The organism is Mariprofundus ferrinatatus (assembly GCF_002795825.1).
GTDB lineage: Bacteria > Pseudomonadota > Zetaproteobacteria > Mariprofundales > Mariprofundaceae > Mariprofundus > Mariprofundus ferrinatatus.
Map to the genome: position 1 here is coordinate 264036 of NZ_CP018800.1, position 18226 is coordinate 282261.

At 56.4% G+C, this 18226-nt stretch carries 16 protein-coding genes; 7 read left to right on the forward strand and 9 right to left on the reverse strand.

Going from position 1 to position 18226, the window contains the following annotated elements; genetic code table 11:
- Window positions 1-9: 9 nt before the first annotated feature.
- From Ga0123462_RS01340 to Ga0123462_RS01355, 4 genes are read right to left on the reverse strand one after another with little or no spacing between them, the layout of a single operon-like run.
- Complete coding sequence (locus Ga0123462_RS01340; RefSeq protein WP_100264651.1) at window positions 10-525, reverse strand: RDD family protein; 516 nt, start codon at window positions 523-525, stop codon at window positions 10-12.
- On the reverse strand, window positions 518-1363 hold the full coding sequence (locus Ga0123462_RS01345; RefSeq protein WP_100264652.1) for a metal ABC transporter permease: 846 nt from the start codon (window positions 1361-1363) through the stop codon (window positions 518-520). The genes Ga0123462_RS01340 and Ga0123462_RS01345 overlap by 8 nt, the downstream gene beginning before the upstream one ends.
- Window positions 1356-2138, reverse strand: a complete 783-nt coding sequence (locus Ga0123462_RS01350; RefSeq protein WP_100264653.1) for a metal ABC transporter ATP-binding protein — start codon at window positions 2136-2138, stop codon at window positions 1356-1358. Before Ga0123462_RS01350 ends, Ga0123462_RS01345 begins: the two co-directional genes overlap by 8 nt.
- On the reverse strand, window positions 2135-2953 hold the full coding sequence (locus tag Ga0123462_RS01355) for a metal ABC transporter substrate-binding protein (protein WP_100264654.1): 819 nt from the start codon (window positions 2951-2953) through the stop codon (window positions 2135-2137). Before Ga0123462_RS01355 ends, Ga0123462_RS01350 begins: the two co-directional genes overlap by 4 nt.
- 105 nt (window positions 2954-3058) lie before the next feature.
- Here Ga0123462_RS01355 and Ga0123462_RS01360 point away from each other — a divergent pair, with 105 nt between their 5' ends.
- The 7 genes from Ga0123462_RS01360 (at window position 3059) to glmM (ending at window position 12104) form a co-directional block, all read left to right on the forward strand.
- Entirely contained in the window at window positions 3059-5281 is a 2223-nt protein-coding gene (locus Ga0123462_RS01360; RefSeq protein ID WP_100264655.1) for a hypothetical protein, read from the forward strand.
- 2 nt (window positions 5282-5283) lie between these two features.
- A complete protein-coding gene (gene tilS, locus Ga0123462_RS01365) occupies window positions 5284-6285 on the forward strand; it encodes a tRNA lysidine(34) synthetase TilS (protein WP_232726491.1) in 1002 nt (333 codons plus the stop codon).
- 172 nt (window positions 6286-6457) lie between these two features.
- Window positions 6458-8392, forward strand: coding sequence for an ATP-dependent zinc metalloprotease FtsH (gene ftsH, locus Ga0123462_RS01370; protein WP_100264656.1), 1935 nt, complete (start codon window positions 6458-6460; stop codon window positions 8390-8392).
- A complete protein-coding gene (folP, locus tag Ga0123462_RS01375; RefSeq protein ID WP_100264657.1) occupies window positions 8392-9216 on the forward strand; it encodes a dihydropteroate synthase in 825 nt (274 codons plus the stop codon). The genes ftsH and folP overlap by 1 nt, the downstream gene beginning before the upstream one ends.
- 64 nt (window positions 9217-9280) lie before the next feature.
- Window positions 9281-10069: a diadenylate cyclase gene (locus Ga0123462_RS01380; RefSeq protein ID WP_100264658.1), complete on the forward strand. Its 789-nt coding sequence runs from the start codon at window positions 9281-9283 to the stop codon at window positions 10067-10069.
- The gene (locus Ga0123462_RS01385; RefSeq protein ID WP_100264659.1) at window positions 10069-10764 is read left to right on the forward strand and encodes a CdaR family protein; all 696 of its coding nucleotides are present in this window, start codon (window positions 10069-10071) and stop codon (window positions 10762-10764) included. Before Ga0123462_RS01380 ends, Ga0123462_RS01385 begins: the two co-directional genes overlap by 1 nt.
- Window positions 10761-12104, forward strand: a complete 1344-nt coding sequence (gene glmM, locus Ga0123462_RS01390) for a phosphoglucosamine mutase (protein WP_100264660.1) — start codon at window positions 10761-10763, stop codon at window positions 12102-12104. The genes Ga0123462_RS01385 and glmM overlap by 4 nt, the downstream gene beginning before the upstream one ends.
- Before the next feature lie 29 nt (window positions 12105-12133).
- Here the strand turns inward: glmM and Ga0123462_RS01395 are convergent, their stop codons facing one another.
- From Ga0123462_RS01395 to ubiG, 5 genes are all read right to left on the reverse strand, one after another.
- Complete coding sequence (locus tag Ga0123462_RS01395) at window positions 12134-12709, reverse strand: YqgE/AlgH family protein (protein WP_100264661.1); 576 nt, start codon at window positions 12707-12709, stop codon at window positions 12134-12136.
- A 16-nt stretch (window positions 12710-12725) separates the two neighbouring features.
- A complete protein-coding gene (pdxA, locus tag Ga0123462_RS01400; RefSeq protein WP_232726492.1) occupies window positions 12726-13754 on the reverse strand; it encodes a 4-hydroxythreonine-4-phosphate dehydrogenase PdxA in 1029 nt (342 codons plus the stop codon).
- Window positions 13755-13920: 166 nt separating this feature from the next.
- A complete protein-coding gene (locus tag Ga0123462_RS01405; protein WP_100264662.1) occupies window positions 13921-15231 on the reverse strand; it encodes a peptidylprolyl isomerase in 1311 nt (436 codons plus the stop codon).
- Window positions 15232-15344: 113 nt separating this feature from the next.
- A complete protein-coding gene (locus tag Ga0123462_RS01410; protein WP_100264663.1) occupies window positions 15345-17438 on the reverse strand; it encodes an LPS-assembly protein LptD in 2094 nt (697 codons plus the stop codon).
- Between the two features lie 81 nt (window positions 17439-17519).
- The gene (gene ubiG, locus Ga0123462_RS01415) at window positions 17520-18224 is read right to left on the reverse strand and encodes a bifunctional 2-polyprenyl-6-hydroxyphenol methylase/3-demethylubiquinol 3-O-methyltransferase UbiG (RefSeq protein ID WP_100266422.1); all 705 of its coding nucleotides are present in this window, start codon (window positions 18222-18224) and stop codon (window positions 17520-17522) included.
- Window positions 18225-18226: the final 2 nt, after the last annotated feature.

Consider the following 18226-nt stretch of genomic DNA (forward strand, 5'->3'; position numbering starts at 1 on the left):
AACTGAGGATTATTTCAGCTTAAGCCTGTAGACGCCGCTGCCGGAGAGCAGGTCATGCAGGGCGAGATGGTCTCTGCCCAGCGTCATCACCAGCAGGCTCATGGCCGGAATGGAGGCGGCGAGGAAGAAGAGGAAGTGACCGGTATCCTTGGTGGCGATGTACCAGAGGGTCATGGCCAGCGCGAGCCAGGTGATGATCAATCCCGCGAAACGAACCGATGCGGTAAACCAGCTGAGCGGATCGCCGCTCTCCAGCATGGCAAGCCTAAGCTTCCACGGGCGCATGCCAGTAGTTGCCCCGCCCTTGACCCAGAAGCCGACAAAGTAGGCGTAGGTGACGCTCAGAAAGAGCAGTCCCTGTAGCCATTTCGGAGGGGTCAATCCGAACAGTTCGACACTGACGGTGATCGGTATGCCGACCAGCAGCATGGTGACGCCAAAGAGGATCGTAAGGTCGTAACCACTGGCGAGCATGCGGACAATAATGCCTGCCCTTACTCCCTGATCGCGTCTGTTTTCACCCATGACTTCTCCCGCTCCGTTCTGCCTTGTTCAATCCCTCTTTGATGGCCCAGCTGATTACAAAGAAGCCGCATAGTGCCAGCACAACCGATGCGCCGGAAGGCCATTCGTATGCATAGGACCATATCAGGCCGAGCAGTGTCCCGGTCACTGAAAAAGAGAGTGACAATACCCAGAGGCTGGCAAGAGAGTGTCCCCACAGCCATGCACAGGCTGCAGGCAGCACCAGCAGGCCCGCCGTTAATACAATGCCCGCAAGCTTAACGCAGAGGATAACAGTGAGGCCAACGAGGCCGTAGAGCAGCAGGCGCAGCCCTGAAACCGGAAGGCCTGAGGCCTCGGCTGTAACCGCATCGAATGCAATACTCCACCAGGCGCGGGCGGCCAGAATAAGCACGGCAAGAATCAGTCCGCTCAGGAAATAGAGCCAGAGGCGATCAGCCTCCGAAATGGTCAGGATATTGCCGAATAGCAGGCCGAAGAGGTCAATGCGGCTTTGTGTGGCGGTAGAGATCAGCACGATGCCGAGCGCCATGGAGCCTGCGAAAAGGATTCCTGTACCGGCATCTTCAGAGATTCCTTTGCGCTGAGGCATCAGTGCCAGCAGCAATGCGACGAGCACGGCAAAGGCGGTGGCTGTCGGCAGAAGTGGCAGTGATAGCGTAACCGCAATGCCAAGGCCGGCCAGTGAGGCGTGTGAAATCCCGACTGTCAGGAACGAGAGGCGGTGCGCCATCACCATCACCGACATCGATGCGGTGACGATCGCGATCAGCAGTGCCGGGAGCAGGCTTTCGCGCATGACCGGGCTGGCGAGGAAGTCGCTGAATGTTTCAATCATGATGATGTCCGGGGGCACAGCCGATGCATGAGGCATCGTGGGCGACGATCTGGATATGATCCCCATACATGTCGCGCCAGACGCTCTCAGGGATATTTTCCCCGTGCATGGCATGGTGATGGATCTGCCTGTTCAGGCAGGCGACCGAATCGACATGGCTGCTGATTGCTGCGATATCATGTTCTACCATGATCGTGCTCATGCCGGTGTCATCACATAGCTTACGTAGCAACTGGAACAGTTTCTCCTGTCGCACGGTATCCAGCGCTGCTGATGGCTCATCGAGCAGAAGGAGTTTCGGCTTGCGAACCAGGGCGCGGGCGAGGCGCACGCGCTGGCGCTGGCCACCGGACAGCTGGCGAAAATCGGAGCCGGACAGCTGCTCCATGTCGACCAGAGAGAGCGCCTCGCTGATGGCAGAGGCTGAGATGCCTCCCTGCCACGGTTTGGCATACCCGGGCAGCCCCATGGCAACAACATCACGAACGCGCATGGGAAGTCGCGGCTGGTGGTCATGTAGCTGATGCAGGAACCCAACCTGCTGCAGAAGGCGGCGTCGGTTTGATCGGTTCAGGCGCTCGTCCAGCAGCTCTACCTCGCCTTCATCGGCCTGAATCAGGCCGGCAACAAGGTTGATCAGGGTGCTTTTTCCCGCACCGTTGGGGCCGACAATACCCAGGAAGTGGCCAGCTTCGAGCGTCAGGTTGATGTTCTCCAGAAACGGTTTGCTGACGGGGCCGAAACGGATATTGGTGAGGCGCAGTACAGCAGTCATGGTTGCAGTGCACCGTTAAGGCTGTTCAGGTTTGCTTCCATGAACTGATCCCATGATGAGCCGCAGTCACCCAGTGCGTTCAGGGTCGCCATGCGGGTGTTGTTGCCGGATTTTGCAGCAAGCCAATCCAGGGCGCGATTGATATGGGCTGCATCCTGAAGCAGCAGCGCATCGGGGTGGTCGGCCAGTGTCTGCAGCGCTTCATCGAGCGCATGCGGGCCGTGTTCATGACCGTGATGGCCGCTCTCCAGTACCGCCAGTACAGGCACATTGAGCTCATCCATCAGTCGCTTCCACGCCGGATGTTGCATGACTACGCCGGAGTTGTGCAGGGGTGCCAGCGCTTTTCGCCATGCCTGTTCCAGTGTCTCTGTTGCGCGGATGGCTGCCGCAAGGCGGCCCTCGATGGATCTGCTGTTGGTCGGATTCAGCGCGATCAGCGCTTTGGCGAGATGGGGCAGAGCTTCCCGGACAGCGGCAGGCGAAAGCCAGCCGTGGTCGCGAGCAGGCCAGAGATCGAGCGTGTTGTTGTGCAGGGGTGGTAGCGGCCAGCCGCCATCGTCATATGAGGCGCGTACAAGCAGATCGGCCTGCTGTAACAGCTCGATCTTGCGCGGTTGCAGCTGAAAGTGGTGCGGATCTGCAGCAGCAGGCAGCAGGCATGTTACCTCTACCGTTGCGTCCAGCATTTTCACGATGCCGGCCAGAGGCGGAAGGGTGACCGCAATTGTGGTAGCCGCAGCCGAAAATGGCGCTGCCAATATCAGAAATAAAAGTACTGCCATTCGTCTGGACAGATGATTGCTTCTCCACATGGGGGCGATGCTAACAGGTTGCCGGAAAAGTCCATCCCTGGATTTTCCTGCCGCCAAATGCAAACCCTTGATTAACCATGAAGATCAAGTGAAACTGCCAACCATATGATTTCTCCCGACTATTTTGACTCCCGCTGGAGTTGGTACCGCCCCGTTCTGAACCGACAGGAGCAACCGAGAAACCTGTGCACTGTAGAGGTGCGCAGGCTGCCGATCCGGTTCACCACTTCTAAGGGCGGCGAATATATTCCGTTTGCTGTTCAGGCAGATGTCGATAAGGCGTTAACGGTGTCCCTGCGCAGGCTGCAGGATTATGCCATCCGTTACATGGTTAAGGGTGAAAAGGTCTCCGCACATACATTGCCGCAGATGAACGATCGGGTGCGGGCCATGGTGAGCTACCTGCGCAAACAGAATCCGCACCTTTCGCGCGATATGCTGCACCACTGGTGTGCCGAATCGCAGGGGGCAGCAGCGCTGCTTAATATTTGTGAGGTGTTGTGGGAACAGGGGTGGAAGCAGGATCAGGCTGATTCGGCGCCATGGGTGCCTGCTGTCAATGTACTGCTGCTCAGGCTGATCAGAACGGCTATTGCCAAGCTCTCCGGCGAGGAGAGTGCAACCGTCAATCATGTCATGCTTTGTGTCGTTGGTGGCCTCTACAACTGGGCATTGCAGGGGTTTCTCAAGCGCTACCTTGAGGGTGTCGTAGAGATTGCCCGTATTCCCAATTGTGAGGCAATGGTGCTGCCGGTGACTCCGATGGTGTTTATGCATCATCAGCCTGATTCAACACTGCTGGCGGACGATAGCCGAATTATTCGCGCCTATGGCCTTGAGCCCGAGATCGTCCCGCAGATGCGTTATCTGATCGGCAAAGTGGGGAACAGCAATGAGGGGGGGATGCTTGCCCTGCTGGCCAAGGACAGGATGGGGGCGCATCTGTTGCGCCGTAGCTGGGCAAGGCTGTCGCTCTGGAAGCTGGCCTTGAAGACCGGATATGGGGGCTGGATGCGCTGGGTGCTGGATGCCAAGCGGCTGGATCAGCTTCTGGCCGGGCAGGTAAGGCTGGACTCAATGGCGATGGAAAACCTGCATGCCAATAGTGATGAGGCTATAGCCGTTTGGCTGCAAGCACAGATGCAGGGGGGAAGGAGTGCAAAAGCTGCGGGAGAGCCGTGGCTGCAGGATAAAATCACACTGGTTGCTTTCAGGGTATTTGATGAGGATGTTCGGGTTGAGATTGCCCGCCGTGAAGCTGAATGCTGCTGGCTCGATCGCAAAAGTGAAATGGGTACCTCAGGCCGACTGCAAACCGGGCTTGTCGGCATCAGTGAGCTGCGTGGCCAGGGTGGCTTGCGCGGTGGTCGCGATTCCGAAAGTGAAAAGCGCCTTGAGCAGGCCTGGCTGGACGGCGAACTGGTTCTGGTGCAGTCCGATGCCGGCAAGATGCTGCACAGCGGCAAGTCCATGGCGCTGCACCATGGCTGCATGCGGGTGGAGTGGTCAGATTATCTGGCTCATATCTATACGCTGAGCGTTTCCGATGCCGCACAGTTTCTAAGTGACCGTTTTCTGCCGGCAATTTTCGAGGCCGTGGAATCCAGGGGGAACCTTTTTCTCGATGCATGCTCCGGTTCGGGGTGCATGCTGCGCGGTTCAGTAGTCGAACTCACCGAGGCGGCACTCTTCCTGCGAGAGCGTTTTCGGCAGCTCTATCTGGAGGTGACCGGACAGCAGGATGGCAAGGCTGAGGTGTTGAACATTCCTCCAGTGTCAATGTGCATGGATTTGACCGGCGAGTGGATATTCGGTGAGCGTCAGCATGCTAAGATGGGCGAGCATCGCATCGCCTTTTCTCTGGCGGTGTCGCAGGTGGATGCCGGCATTTCCCGTGATACAGGTATAGCACGAATGATCAATGCGGGCGTCAGGGAGATGGGTAAAAAATCGCTTGGTAGCGTTAACGTTGAGAAGTTTTATATCAGCAGCGACGAGGCGGTACAGGTTATCCATAATGCAGGTATTGCACTTACCGCATCTGCACTCAAAGAGTTGACGAAAATGCTGGCTGGAAGTGCGCATATCCATGAATATCGCCGTTCCGTCATGCAGGTCAGAGGCGTGCTTGACGACTACCGGCTTCCTCCGGCAGGGCTTGAAATGGTTGTTATTCGCCGTCATGGCGAAGAAGGCAAATGCCCCTGGTTGCTGGTGAAGGTCGGTAAGCCGAATCTTGCCGGCGTCGATGTCGAGGTATACGAGCTTCTCGATGAATATTCTGATGCCGCGCAAAATATCGTCGCGCTTGGCCTGAAGAGCTGGTGAAGGTGAAGTTCGGGAGCGCTGCCCGCTTTGCCGGTTGGCTAAATCATGCGGCGGTTCCGGAACTGCCGCATGAGATTGCAGTCGGCTGGTCAGGAGGGGCCGACTCGACAGCGTTGCTGCTGGCTCTGAAAGAGGCCGGGCATGCCGTTTCTGCCTGGCATGTGGATCACGGCTGGCGGGAATCTTCCCGGCAGGAGTGTGAAATGCTTGCAGAGAGAGCAAACAGCTGGGGTATTGCGTTTTATAGTTCCCGCCTGGATGCCGCTGATGAATCGAACCGCGAGGCAGTGGCCCGACGTGGCAGATTTGACCGTTTCCTCTCATGGAGCAGGGAGCTCGGCATCTCGACACTCTGTCTTGCGCATCAGCTTGATGATCAGGCAGAAACGGTCTGTATGCGCCTGTTGCAGGGGGCGGGGGCGGGTGGCTGTCGCGGCATGCGGCGGGAGCGGAACTATTACGGACTGAGAGTTGTAAGGCCTCTGCTGCATGTTCCGGGTATCGAGTTGCGCACTGTTTTAAGAGAGGCGGGCGTGGAGTGGTTTGAGGATCCAAGCAACGAAGACCTGTCAATCTGGAGGAATCGTATCCGGCAGCGGCTGTTCCCTCAGATCGCGGAGAGCGGCATTAAGCCGGATCAGCTGTTTATGCGCTGGCAGCGGCAGGCGGAAAGGCTGGCCATACAGCTTGATAAGGGTGCCGACGCAGTGCTGAATGGTGGCAGCTCCGGCATGGACGTTAGAAGAGGTAGAGAGGTTATTCTGCCATGGCGGCAGTGGAGCGACTGCCTGCCGGCGGTTCGTGCCAGAGTGCTGCAGCGAATGATGTCGTCACTGCTTGGTGAGGGTGTCACGCCCGGGCGCAGGCACATTGTCATGGTGGAGCAGTGGACGTTGCGCGACGGGCGCGGAGGGCTCGATCTCTCCGGTTGCAGGCTGCAACGAAGGCAGGGGGGGTTGCATCTGCTGCCGGCAACGTCAGTTTGTGCCGGCAACTTGAGGTGATGCGACCTCAATGTTTTGAGGGAGTTGTCATTAGGGGGTTGAATCCCGATGGCAATAACCCCACATATATTATGAAATGCTAATTTTTAATCTTCTTTTCATGCAGGGTGGCGACGCTTGCATGAAATCTTTTGAAGATTATCCCGAATCAGGGATAAAAAGGATAGGTTGAATGAGTAAGAATCTAATACTGTGGCTGGTAATCGGTGTCACGATGATGAGCCTGTTTAATATGTTCTCGGCACCTATGTCGCGGGCAGACAAGATGGCCTACTCCACCTTTATTGAGAAGGTGGATGGCGGCATGGTGGAGTCGGCAACAATCAAGGAAAACCAGGTGATCGGCCAGTACCGCGACACCTCTGGCGAAATAAAAAACTATGACGTTAACATTCCTGCCAATGATGCCTCGCTTTCCCAGCGCCTGATTGATCAGCATGTCGTTGTAAATGTAAAAGAGAAGGATGAGGTGCCATTCATTCTGTCGGTGCTGATCTCTTGGTTCCCTATGCTTCTGCTGATTGCTGTCTGGGTATTCTTCATGCGCCAGATGCAGGGCGGTGGCAAAGGCGGAGCGATGGGCTTCGGTAAGAGCAAGGCCAAGCTGCTCAACGAGCACACTGCGCGCGTCACTTTTGAAGATGTCGCAGGTTGTGATGAGGCAAAGCAGGAGGTGACCGAGGTAATCGAGTTCCTGCGTGATCCCTCGAAGTTCACCCGCCTGGGCGGCAAGATTCCCAAAGGCATGCTTCTGGTAGGCCCTCCTGGCACCGGCAAGACACTGCTGGCGCGAGCCATTGCAGGTGAAGCGGAAGTGCCCTTTTTCTCGATCTCCGGTTCCGACTTCGTGGAGATGTTTGTCGGTGTCGGCGCATCCCGTGTACGTGATATGTTCGAGCAGGCGAAGAAGCATGCGCCCTGCATCATCTTTGTGGATGAGATCGATGCCATGGGTCGCCATCGCGGAGCCGGCATCGGCGGCGGCAATGACGAGCGTGAGCAGACACTGAACCAGATGCTGGTTGAGATGGATGGTTTCGAGTCTAATGAAGGGGTTATCCTGGTGGCCGCCACCAACCGCCCTGATGTTCTGGATCCGGCGCTGCTACGCCCTGGCCGTTTTGACCGTCAGGTTGTGGTGCCGCGTCCGGATCTGCTCGGCCGCGATCAGATTCTCAAGGTGCATATGCGCAAGGTGCCATTGGCATCCGATGTGGATACCAAGGAGCTGGCACGTGGAACGCCTGGCTTCTCGGGAGCTGACCTGGCCAACCTGGTCAATGAGGCGGCACTCAATGCTGCCCGTTATGATCGAGACAAGGTGACCCGTGCCGATTTCGAAACAGCCAAAGACAAGGTGATGATGGGTACCGAGCGCCGCTCTATGCTGATCTCCGATGATCAGAAAGAGACTACAGCCTACCATGAGGCGGGCCATACGCTGGTCGCCAAGTACCTGAAGAATGCCGATCCGGTACACAAGGTGAGCATTATTCCGCGTGGTCAGGCACTCGGCATTACCATGCAGATGCCGGAAGAGGATCGCTTTAATCACGACAAGGAGTACCTGCGTGATCAGATCTCCATCATGATGGGCGGTCGCCTTGGCGAAGAGCTGGTGCTTGGGCAGATGACCACCGGCGCATCCAACGATTTCGAGCGTGCAACGCAGCTGGCCCGTAATATGGTGACCCAGTGGGGCATGTCCGATGAGATGGGGCCGATGGTTTACGGAGAGCGTGAGCATGAGCCGTTCCTTGGTCGTGAAATCACCCGTCAGACCAATATCTCGGAAGAGACGGCGCGCAAGATCGATATCGTCGTGCGCCAGCTGATCGAGGAAAATTATGATCGTGCCAAGAAGATTCTGGAGGATCACATGGATCAGCTGCATCTTCTGGCCAAGGCGCTGATCAAGTATGAGACACTGGATACCACTGATATCGACCGTGTGATGGAGGGCAAGGAGCCTGTTCTGGTGAGCGGTTCGGAGAAGCCGGCAGGCAAGGGCAAAACGCCGCCGGAAGAGCCGACTGCCAAGGTGGATATCGGTGAATCCGGTAAAGAGAACAAGCCGTCCGATGGCGAGGCGGGACAGGCGAGCTGATGAAGTCGCGCTGGCATCGTCCGGCCAATGGTGATGCGTGGATAATGGGGGTGCTTAATTGCACCCCCGATTCGTTTTCGGACGGCGGCAGTTATATCGATGTCGACAGGGCTGTGGCACATGGATTGGCCATGCACGGCTCCGGAGCGGCCATCATCGATGTCGGCGGTGAATCAACCAGGCCGGGATCAGAACCCATTTCGGTTGATGAGGAGCTAAAGCGCGTGATTCCCGTGATTCACGGGCTTGTGGCAGCAGGATACAAGGTTTCCGTGGATAGCATGAAAGCGGAGGTGATGCGGCAGGCAGTTGATGCCGGCGCAACGCTGGTCAATGATGTCTCAGCATTGACCCATGACCCTGAAAGTCTTGGTGTAGTCGCGGATACTGGTGTCGATGTCTGTCTGATGCATATGCAGGGCATGCCTTCAACGATGCAACATAAGCCTGAATATGGCGCTGTCGTGGATGAGGTTTGCGATTATCTTGAGCAGCGGATGAATGCCTGCCTGCGAGCCGGCATCAGGCAATCATCAATTTTGATTGATCCCGGTATCGGTTTCGGCAAGCGACTTGAAGATAACCTTGCCCTGATCAGGGCGACAGGTCTCTTTAAACAGCGTTTTGGTGTGCCACTGCTGCTTGGCCTGTCGCGCAAATCCTTTATCGGTCAGCTGACGGGGGCTCCTGTCGAGGACCGGGAAATTGAGACGGCGGTTGCAGGTGCTATTGGTATCTCGCTGGGCGCTGATATACTGCGAGTACATGACGTTGCGCTGCAGTCCAGGGCAATTCGGGTCGCATCAGCACTCTCTGCAAGGTGATTGCTTGTAAGTCGTGTCGGTGCAACTATTGTGGGTATGATGGGAGTGACGGGTAATCGAACTTATGGCTAACTGGCAATTCGGACTCGTAGATGTGCTGGATATTTCAGTGGTTGCCATCGTTGTCTATTTCTTTCTGAGCCTGATTCGAGGCACGCGCGCCGTTCAGATGCTGATCGGTGTTGCGGTTGTGGTTGTCACCTACCAGCTGGCCCGCACTTTCGGGCTGTTTACGGTCGAATGGATGTTCGGCCACTTTTTCTCCGCTTTTATGGTGATTCTTGTGGTTCTCTTCCAGCAGGAGATACGTCGTGCCCTGATGCGCGTGGCGGCAAACCCTCTCTCATTTACGGGTTCTGCAACGGATGAATCGATTGATTCGCTGGTGGAATCTGCATTTTCGCTGGTTCATCGCGGCTGGGGAGGATTGATCGTGATTGAACGGGAGACAGGGTTGCGCCACCTGTTTGAGTCGGGCGTGGAGATGGATGCGCCGCTCAGGCCGGACATCATTCAGGCACTCTTCTGTCCTGATGCCCCGATGCATGATGGGGCGGTCATTATGCGCAGGGATGGTAACGGTGGCCGCATTGTTGCCGCTCGTGTGCTGCTTCCTCTTGCTCAGGCCAATGCTGTCCCCGGCGACTTTGGCACCCGTCACAGGGCTGCAGTCGGGCTTTCTGAAGAGACCGATGCATTGATTGTCGTGGTGTCCGAAGAGAGAGGAGAGGTGCACCTGGTTGAAGGGGGGCAGATGGGTGCGCCCATGACAAGCATGGAGCTTCGCGAAGCTCTGGGGCAGCTCGCGGTATCATCTGCAAAACCGGCCAAAGGTCCGGCAGGCAATTTCTGATGGACGGTCTCTTCGGTTTTCTGCGTAGCTACAAGCTCCATCTGTGGGCGATTGTTATCGCGATTGCGCTCTGGTTGCAGGTACATGGGCAGGGTGAAGGCTCTGTGAGTCTGGAGGTTCCCCTTCAGGTAGAGGGGCTGCCTGCGGATATGATGATTGTGAATGATCTGCCGGATCATGTGCGTGTGACCGTGAAGGGGCTGCAGAGCCGGTTGAAGGATGTTCGCCAGCAGGCGCTGACAATTCCGCTGGATGCTTCGGATATCACAACTCCGGGTGTGGTGGCGAGGTCGCTGCAGCTGAAAGAGGTCTCGGTGCCGGCCGGATTGCGCATCGAGAAGGCCCAGCCTGATCGTGTTGAGTTGCAGGTGGATAGGATTACGACCCGCTCGATACCGTTGCATGCTCACTTTGAATTGCCGGAAGGGTGGCAGGTTCGCTTTGTCTCTATTGAACCTCTTGAGGTTGAGTTGGCGGGACCGGAGGTTTGGCTGGAGAGCCTGACCAAGGTTGAGACCACACCGATCAGGTTAGAACTGAAGAACGGGCTGTTTAACGTGAAGACGGGTGTAGAGAGTCCCTCCGGAAAGGCGATTCGGCTTGTCGACAGCAAAATTGAGATCAAGGTGAAGGGGGAGCTGCTGCAGAAGGCTGCTCCCGAAATCCCCAAGAGCATTACAGGAGAGATGAAATGAGGCGGCACTTTGGAACAGACGGAGTACGGGGTACTGTAAATCAGTCGCCTATGACAGCCGAGTTTGCCCTTGCACTTGGACGCGCAGCCGGTCATGTGCTGACGCGTCACCTCGGTCATAAACCTCATATTCTGATTGGCAAGGATACGCGTCTTTCCGGCTACATGATTGAATCAGCACTCTGTGCGGGACTTACTGCTCAGGGCATGAATGTATTGCTGGTCGGACCTGTACCAACGCCTGCGGTTGCCTATCTTACCCGCAGTCTCAGGGCAGATGCAGGCGTGATGCTTTCGGCATCGCATAATCCGGCCGGTGACAACGGCATTAAATTTTTTGCCGCTGACGGCTTCAAGTTGCCCGATGATGTTGAGCTGGAGATCGAGGCGTGTCTGGATGCACTGCCTCCACTGCCACCTGCGCTTGAGGTCGGCAAGGCGAGCCGCATTGACGATGCGCGCGGTCGCTATATCGAGTTTCTCAAGGCCTCGCTGCCCAAGGGGTTGCGTCTGGATGGGCTGAAGGTGGTGGTGGATTGTGCCAATGGTGCAGCATACGACGTTGGGCCGCGTATTCTCGAAGAGATGGGGTGCGATGTGATTCCCATGCATGCCAGGCCTGATGGGTACAATATTAATCGTGAGTGCGGCTCGACCTATCCGGAACATATGGTGCACCGTGTCATTGAGTCCGGGGCTGATATCGGGCTGGCGCTGGATGGCGACGCAGATCGCCTGATTGCCTGTGACGGCCGGGGTCAGATCGTTGATGGTGACCGGGTCATTGCCATTCTGGCTGAGCATGCCAACAATCACGGGCAGCTCAGTGGTGGGGCGGTGGTGACTACGCTGATGAGCAACATGGGGCTTGAACGCTATCTTGCCGGTATGGGGCTGAAGATGTTCCGGGCTGCTGTCGGTGACCGCTATGTACTGGAGATGATGCGCGACAAGGGGTGTAATATCGGCGGGGAGCAGTCTGGGCACATGATTCTGCTTGACCACAATACTACCGGTGATGGGCTGATGACGGCGCTGCAGCTTCTGACCGCCATGGCCGAGCAGCAGAAGCCGCTGTCGGAACTCGCTTCCGACATGGCGCTTTTCCCGCAAAAGCTATGGAATATCGTTATGCCGGAGCGCAAGGATGTGATGGCGGATGAGCGGGTGCAGAGCCTCGTTCGTGAAGCCGAAGCAAAACTGGATGGCGATGGGCGTATCAATGTGCGCATGTCTGGTACTGAGCCTAAGCTGCGAATTATGGTTGAGGCTGCCGATGAGGAGATGATGCTGGGCGTGGGCGAGTCCTTAACTGAGGCGATCAGAGAGTTGGTCTGCTGATTTAGCACCTCCAGAAACGACAATAGTCCTTAGGCGTGGCCGACCTGGTCTGAAAGCTGGCTGCGATTAATTCCCATGCAGCGGGCGCCGAAGGCCCAGCGCTGTTCCGGTGGCTCCTGAAATACAATGTGATGGGTGGCTGGCGCAATCAGCCAGTCGTTGTTGGAGAGCTCCTGTTCAAGCTGTCCTGCCCCCCAGCCGGCGTAGCCAAGGATAAGCAGGTAGTGTTCAGGACCTTCTCCCCGAGCAAGTTCTTCCAGCACGTCACGGGATGAGGTCAGGTGCAGATCCTCTGATATCTGCATGGTGGAATCGTAGATGTGCCAGCTATCATGCAGCACGAAACCCCTGAACGCATCGACCGGACCGCCCTCAAATACATGCGGCATACCGCTGTTCTGGCGCTCATCGTGGGTTTCATGCCGCTCGATGTCGAGATCTTCCAGTACATCATATATGGAAATTTTCTGTGGCCGGTTGATGATCAGTCCCATGCAGCCTTCACTGTCATGATGGCAGATCAGTACGACGGAATCGGCAAAGTTGGGGTCCTGCAGCGAGGGGGTGGCGAGCAGCAGCTGGCCGGTGAGTTCACTGATCTGCATCTCCACCTCCTTGTGGTTATATGTTGCCTGCCATCCGTCTGGCCATACTCATTGCCGCGAGCAGGCTGGATGAAGATACGTTCTCGCTGCCGACCAGGTCAAGTGCAGTGCCGTGATCAACACTGGTACGGATGAACGGCAGGCCAAGTGTGACATTGACTGAATCACCAAAGCATAGTGCCTTGATCGGGATCAGTGCCTGATCATGATAACAGCAGATAATGGCATCGAAATGTTTCCGGTTGCCGGCAGAGAAGAGGGTGTCGGCAGGTAGTGGCCCGGATAGATTGATCCCTTCAGCAGCCGCCTGAGCCGCTGCAGGGGCGAGAATCTCAATCTCCTCACGGCCGAAGTGTCCCTGTTCACCGGCATGCGGATTCAGTCCGCAAAGCCCCAGCCTTGGCTCCGGAATTGCGAATCGCTGCTGCAGATCCCTGTGAACGATACGAATGCAGTCAAGCGTTGCCTCTGTAGATAGTGCTCGTGGCACATCGCTGAGCGCCATATGGGTTGTCAGCAGTGCGACTCGCAATTGATCCGATGCAAGCATCATCACAAAATCAACCGCAGGCCTGTCGCAGGAACTGTCGCTCCTTGAGAGGTGGGCCAAGAACTCGGTGTGGCCGGGGAACTGAAACCCTTCCGATTTTAAAATCGCTTTTTCAATAGGTCCGGTAACAAGTGCGGAAGCCTCTGATTGCAGGCAGGCAAGGGTGGCTGATTCGATGCAGTGAATAACCGCTCCGGCGGTTGCAGCCGCTGGAGTGCCGGCAGTGACCGGACCATCAGGAATATCCCCGAGCGGATTCCAGCAGTGCAGGACGTCACCTTCCCGCTCGGCTCTGCAGGCATCATCCAGGCTTGCAAACTCCCTGATCACCAGAGAAACGTTGAGCAATGATGCCCGCTCTTCAAGCCATCGTTTAGGGGCTGCAATGAGACAGTCCCGGAATGTTTCAGGTTTTGTTGAGAAGGCGCGGATAATGCAGTCCGGCCCGATGCCTGCCGGTTCTCCGACAGTGATAAGATACGGTTTTATCGGCATTTCTCCGGCCTGACTCCTTGCTGTTTATTGCCTGACAGTGGCAGTTTTGACGCTCAGGCGAAATTTAATACTTATTCTGGTCCAGGGCTTGAGCGTAGCCTGTACAGGAACCAATTGATTGGCTGTGGATCGCCTCACTCCTATTGGAGTGAAATGTTGCACAATATTATTGCGTATCAGTACATTCCCTGATTTCGATGGTGGCCTTTGATTTCAGGCTCGCAATCCAGCGCGGCAGGCGTTCCTGCATCTCAACATTGGTCAAGATCTCGGTGATATTGTCGCGGTGCGCTTCGAGCGAGTGCGGATCCACATGCCTTTTGGCAACGGTGCGGATAATGTGCAGGCCGAAACTTGACTCTACGACACCGCTGGTGCCCCCTGCTTCAAGTGCGAAAGCGGCAGTTTCAAACTCGGGAACCATCATGCCGCGCCGGAACCAGCCAAGGTCGCCACCTTTGCCGGAGCTGGGGCCCTGAGAAATCTCCTTCGCCCTTTCTGCAAACTCCTCATCTGAGGCATTTTTCATGTCGGAAGCAATTCTCTCGGCGCGATCGAATATTTTTGCGCGGGTTTTATCGTCACTGAATGAGGGGATCTGCAGAAGAATGTGCCTGGCATGTACCTCATCATAGCTCTCACCGGAAATGGCCGGCTCTTTCCAGCGCTCCTGAACCGCCTTGAGAATATGAAAACCGGAAGGGGATCTGATCGGTTGTGTAATGGCGCCGACTGGAAGCTCAAGAACAGGAGAAAAGCGCTGCGCAATTCCACTCTCCATAAACCAGCCCATGATGCCGTCCTGACCAGCCTCCTGGGATGCCGAGAAGAGAGCGGCAATCTTCCCGAAAGGTTTTCCGGCAGAGAGTTGTGCATGAATTTCTATGGCCCTGTTTCGAACTTCGGCAAGCTCAGCGGGTGTGGGTTCACTTGGCAGTGGCAGGAAAATCTGGGCCACCTGCACCTCCCGGCGTGGCACGGGCTTGGCAAAATATTTGCGGTGATACTCTTTCAATGCCTCTTCACTGATGCTGACATTGCTGCGCACAGCAATATTGATCAGTTTGCCGGTCAGTATCTGATCCCGAAGTTCCTCTTGATAAGTTTCAAAATCGACCCCCTGCAGTGCCAGGGCCTCCTTAAGCTGGCCGGGGGCCAGATTGTTGGCCTGTTCGACGTTTTGTACTGCCTGGGCAACTTCATCGCTGCCAACTGAAAGCTCAAGCCTGGCGGCCTCCTGCAGCTGGAGGGCCTTGGTGATTTTGTTATCGAGAATGCGCTTGAAGATTTCAGACCGGGGCATCTGCTGGTCAACACCATTGGCCTTCATCTGTCTGAGCATATTGTCGGCTTCGGACTCAATCTGATAGCAGGAGATGGCTTCGTTATTGATCAGCGCAGCAATTGCATCAAAGGTTTCCGCCTTGGCAGCCGAAAATGTCATCAGCATCGCTGTCAGCAAAAGGGTGAAACGCATGGAACCTCCACAGAGTTCTGAAATCGGCTCTAACCAGCGGAAAACAGGGCCGAACTGTCCGGTAAATGAGTTGATAAAGCTTTACACCCAGCAGGGAGAGAAAAGTAAAACCGTCACGAACCGACGCTACCGAGTCCTTTAAATTCAAGCAAGATACGGAAGCCGAAGTTGGCCGTATTGGTTGTGCCGGTGCGGCGGTTGGTGCGGAAGCCCTCTACGCCCAGGAGCCAGCAGGGATGGCGGTATTTTAGTTCGAGAGAAGCCTGTTGGGATAGCTTTAAAAGCGTGTCGTATTGCCAGCTGCCTCCGACATGCCATCGATTGCTGATACTGAGGTTGCCGGAGGCAGTAATCAGCTGATTTCTTCTGGCATATCTGGCGTCGGTATAACGGTATGCGATATTCACGTAGTCATCTCTGGATGAGTGATAGCCGGCCGAAGCAGAGCCGGTCGCCCAGTAGCGATCAGCAGGGTTATACTGACCATTGGCGGAAACATGGAATCCCTCAAGCGGGTTCAGATCGAAACCAGCCAGCAGGTTGGAGAATGGCCGCGTTGCCGATGCCTGCAGGGCGGGATCAACACTTGTTCGCTGCAGGTCATATGCCACCCCGCCACGCATGGTCAGCAAATTGAGGGCACTTTTTCCGATATCATTTTTATGCTGTAGCCTGCTCTCCACAACCATGCTGATTCGGTTGCTGCGCTCGATACGATCATAGCCTACAAAGCGGTTGCCGGAGAGCAGTGTATTCCAGCTCAGCCTGCCGAAGCCCGAATCGAAGTTGGGCAGTGTAGTCTGATCCGGAGCGTCAATATAATCATATCGGATAATTGGCGAGATTGTGTGGCGCCATGTCTGGCTGTCGCTGATGCGCTCGAAATCGCTGCGCAGCTCAAGGCTGGCTTCTGCTGTCGAGCGGGTAGGCAGCCGGTTAGGTACATTGGTCTGCTGTAGCCAGTAACGGGTATGATGGCTGCCCAGCTGAAGGTTGGCAGAGACGCCTCCACCTGCAAGTTGCCAGGGCAGCTCGATGTAGGGATGCAGATCAAGGCGCCAGCCGTCAACGCCGCTCTTGCGATCGAAGCGGGTGGTCTGCTGGTCGAAGTGGAGCTGCAGATTCGGATTCAGCTCCCACTGCATGCGACTCTCAGCCCTGGGAAGGATCTGCAGTGTGGAGCCGTTGTTGGCTAGCAGCAGATCCTGCTGGTATCGTGTTTGCAGTAGCCAGTTGCCGGAAAAGTCGTTGTCGCCAAACCCCTGTGCAAGCGTGGCATGACTGGTCAGATAACGGGCAGAGATGTTTTCCCCGGTAGCATAGTCGGCCAGGTAATCGCGGTCGCTGACATAGTTGCCATCCGCATCAAAAGCGAAGCCTGCAGGCAGGTTCCAGTGAATCTCGCCATTGTAGTGGTAACGATCCTTGTTCACTTCGCTGTCGTTGATGAATGAACCGTGCAGCTGTTCATGGCCGAGCCCGGAAATATGCCTCCACTCGACGTCACCCATGACCCCGCGTGCACTCATCCAGTGCGGTTTCAAGGTCATGTCCCAGCTGGGATCAGTGGCCAGGTAGAGAGGAACAGCCACCTCGGTACCGCGACGTTTGCCAGAGGCGATATGCGGCATCAGCAGCCCGGACTTGCGGCGCAGCGGCTGCTGCCACCACGGCGTATAGAATACCGGAACCTCCCATATCTGGAAGCTGCCATTGTGGGTGGTAAGGCTGCCATCTTCCTGATCCAGCAGCGCCCTCTCAGCGGCAATTCGCCATGACTCCTGATCGATCGGACAGGATGAGTAGGTCAGCTCTTCGGCCTCAAAACGCTGGTCATCAATTCGTCTGACACGTTCAGCAACCAGCCGCTCACCTCCCGGCAGTATGATGGTCGCCCTGGTGAGGTTGCCTGTCTTGCTGCCGGTCTGAAGCACGGCATCCTCAGCCTGGATCGTAGCCTGTGGCGATTCGATCACGACATGGCCGCGGGCCTCGAGAATACGCTGGTCAGTACGGTAGAACACCTCATCGGCCTGAAGTGTTTCGTTATCCCTTTTGATGATCACATTGCCCTTGGCAATAATGACGCCATCGGCTGTCCGGGATATCTCATCGGCGCTGATATCGACAGGTGCAGCCAGCAGCCTGCCGGCAGGCAACAGCAGCAACAGGGCGGCAACAATACATATCAGGCGGTTGGGCAGCATGGGCAGGCAGGCTATCCGACTATTTCTACCCGTCCACTCTGTAGTCAACGGTGCGATGGCGGGGCAGTGATGCCTGCGAGGTCAGGCCGGCTTGACGGCGAAGCCGAGGTAGTTGACCGAGAGGTCGTCCGAAAGAGAGAAGTGGTCGGAGAGCATGGCGTAGCTCATCCCCTTCAGGTCCCTGATCTCAAGGTCTGCACTGCGCAGTGCAACATTCATCTCGGAAGGTTTGATGAACTTGGCATATTCGTGGGTACCTTTCGGCAACCAGCCGAGAATGTATTCAGCCCCGAGGATCGCCTTGATGTAGGAGACAGGGTTGCGGTTCAGTGTTGCAAAGAAGAAGTGCCCCCCCGGTTTGATCATGGCGGCACAGGCTGCCACTGTGCGCGGCACATCCGGCACATGCTCCAGCACCTCGAGGCAGGTGACCGCATCGTAAAATCCGGCATGGCTCTCAGCCCAGGTTTCAGCATCGCACTCTTCGTACTGCACCGGGACGCCGGATTTCTCGCTGTGCAGGCGCGCTACACCCAACCCTTTTGGGGAGCGGTCGATGCCGGTTACACTGGCGCCGCGTGACGCCATCCCTTCAGCCAGAAGGCCACCGCCACAGCCGACATCGAGTACCGTTTTGCCGGCGAGTTTTACCTCGCGGTCAATGTAATCGAGCCTGAGCGGATTGATTTTGTGCAGCGGCTTGAACTTGCCGGCGGGATCCCACCACTCCTCGGCCATCGCCTCGAACTTGGCAATTTCATCGCTGTCAAAGTGCTGTGTCTGCATAG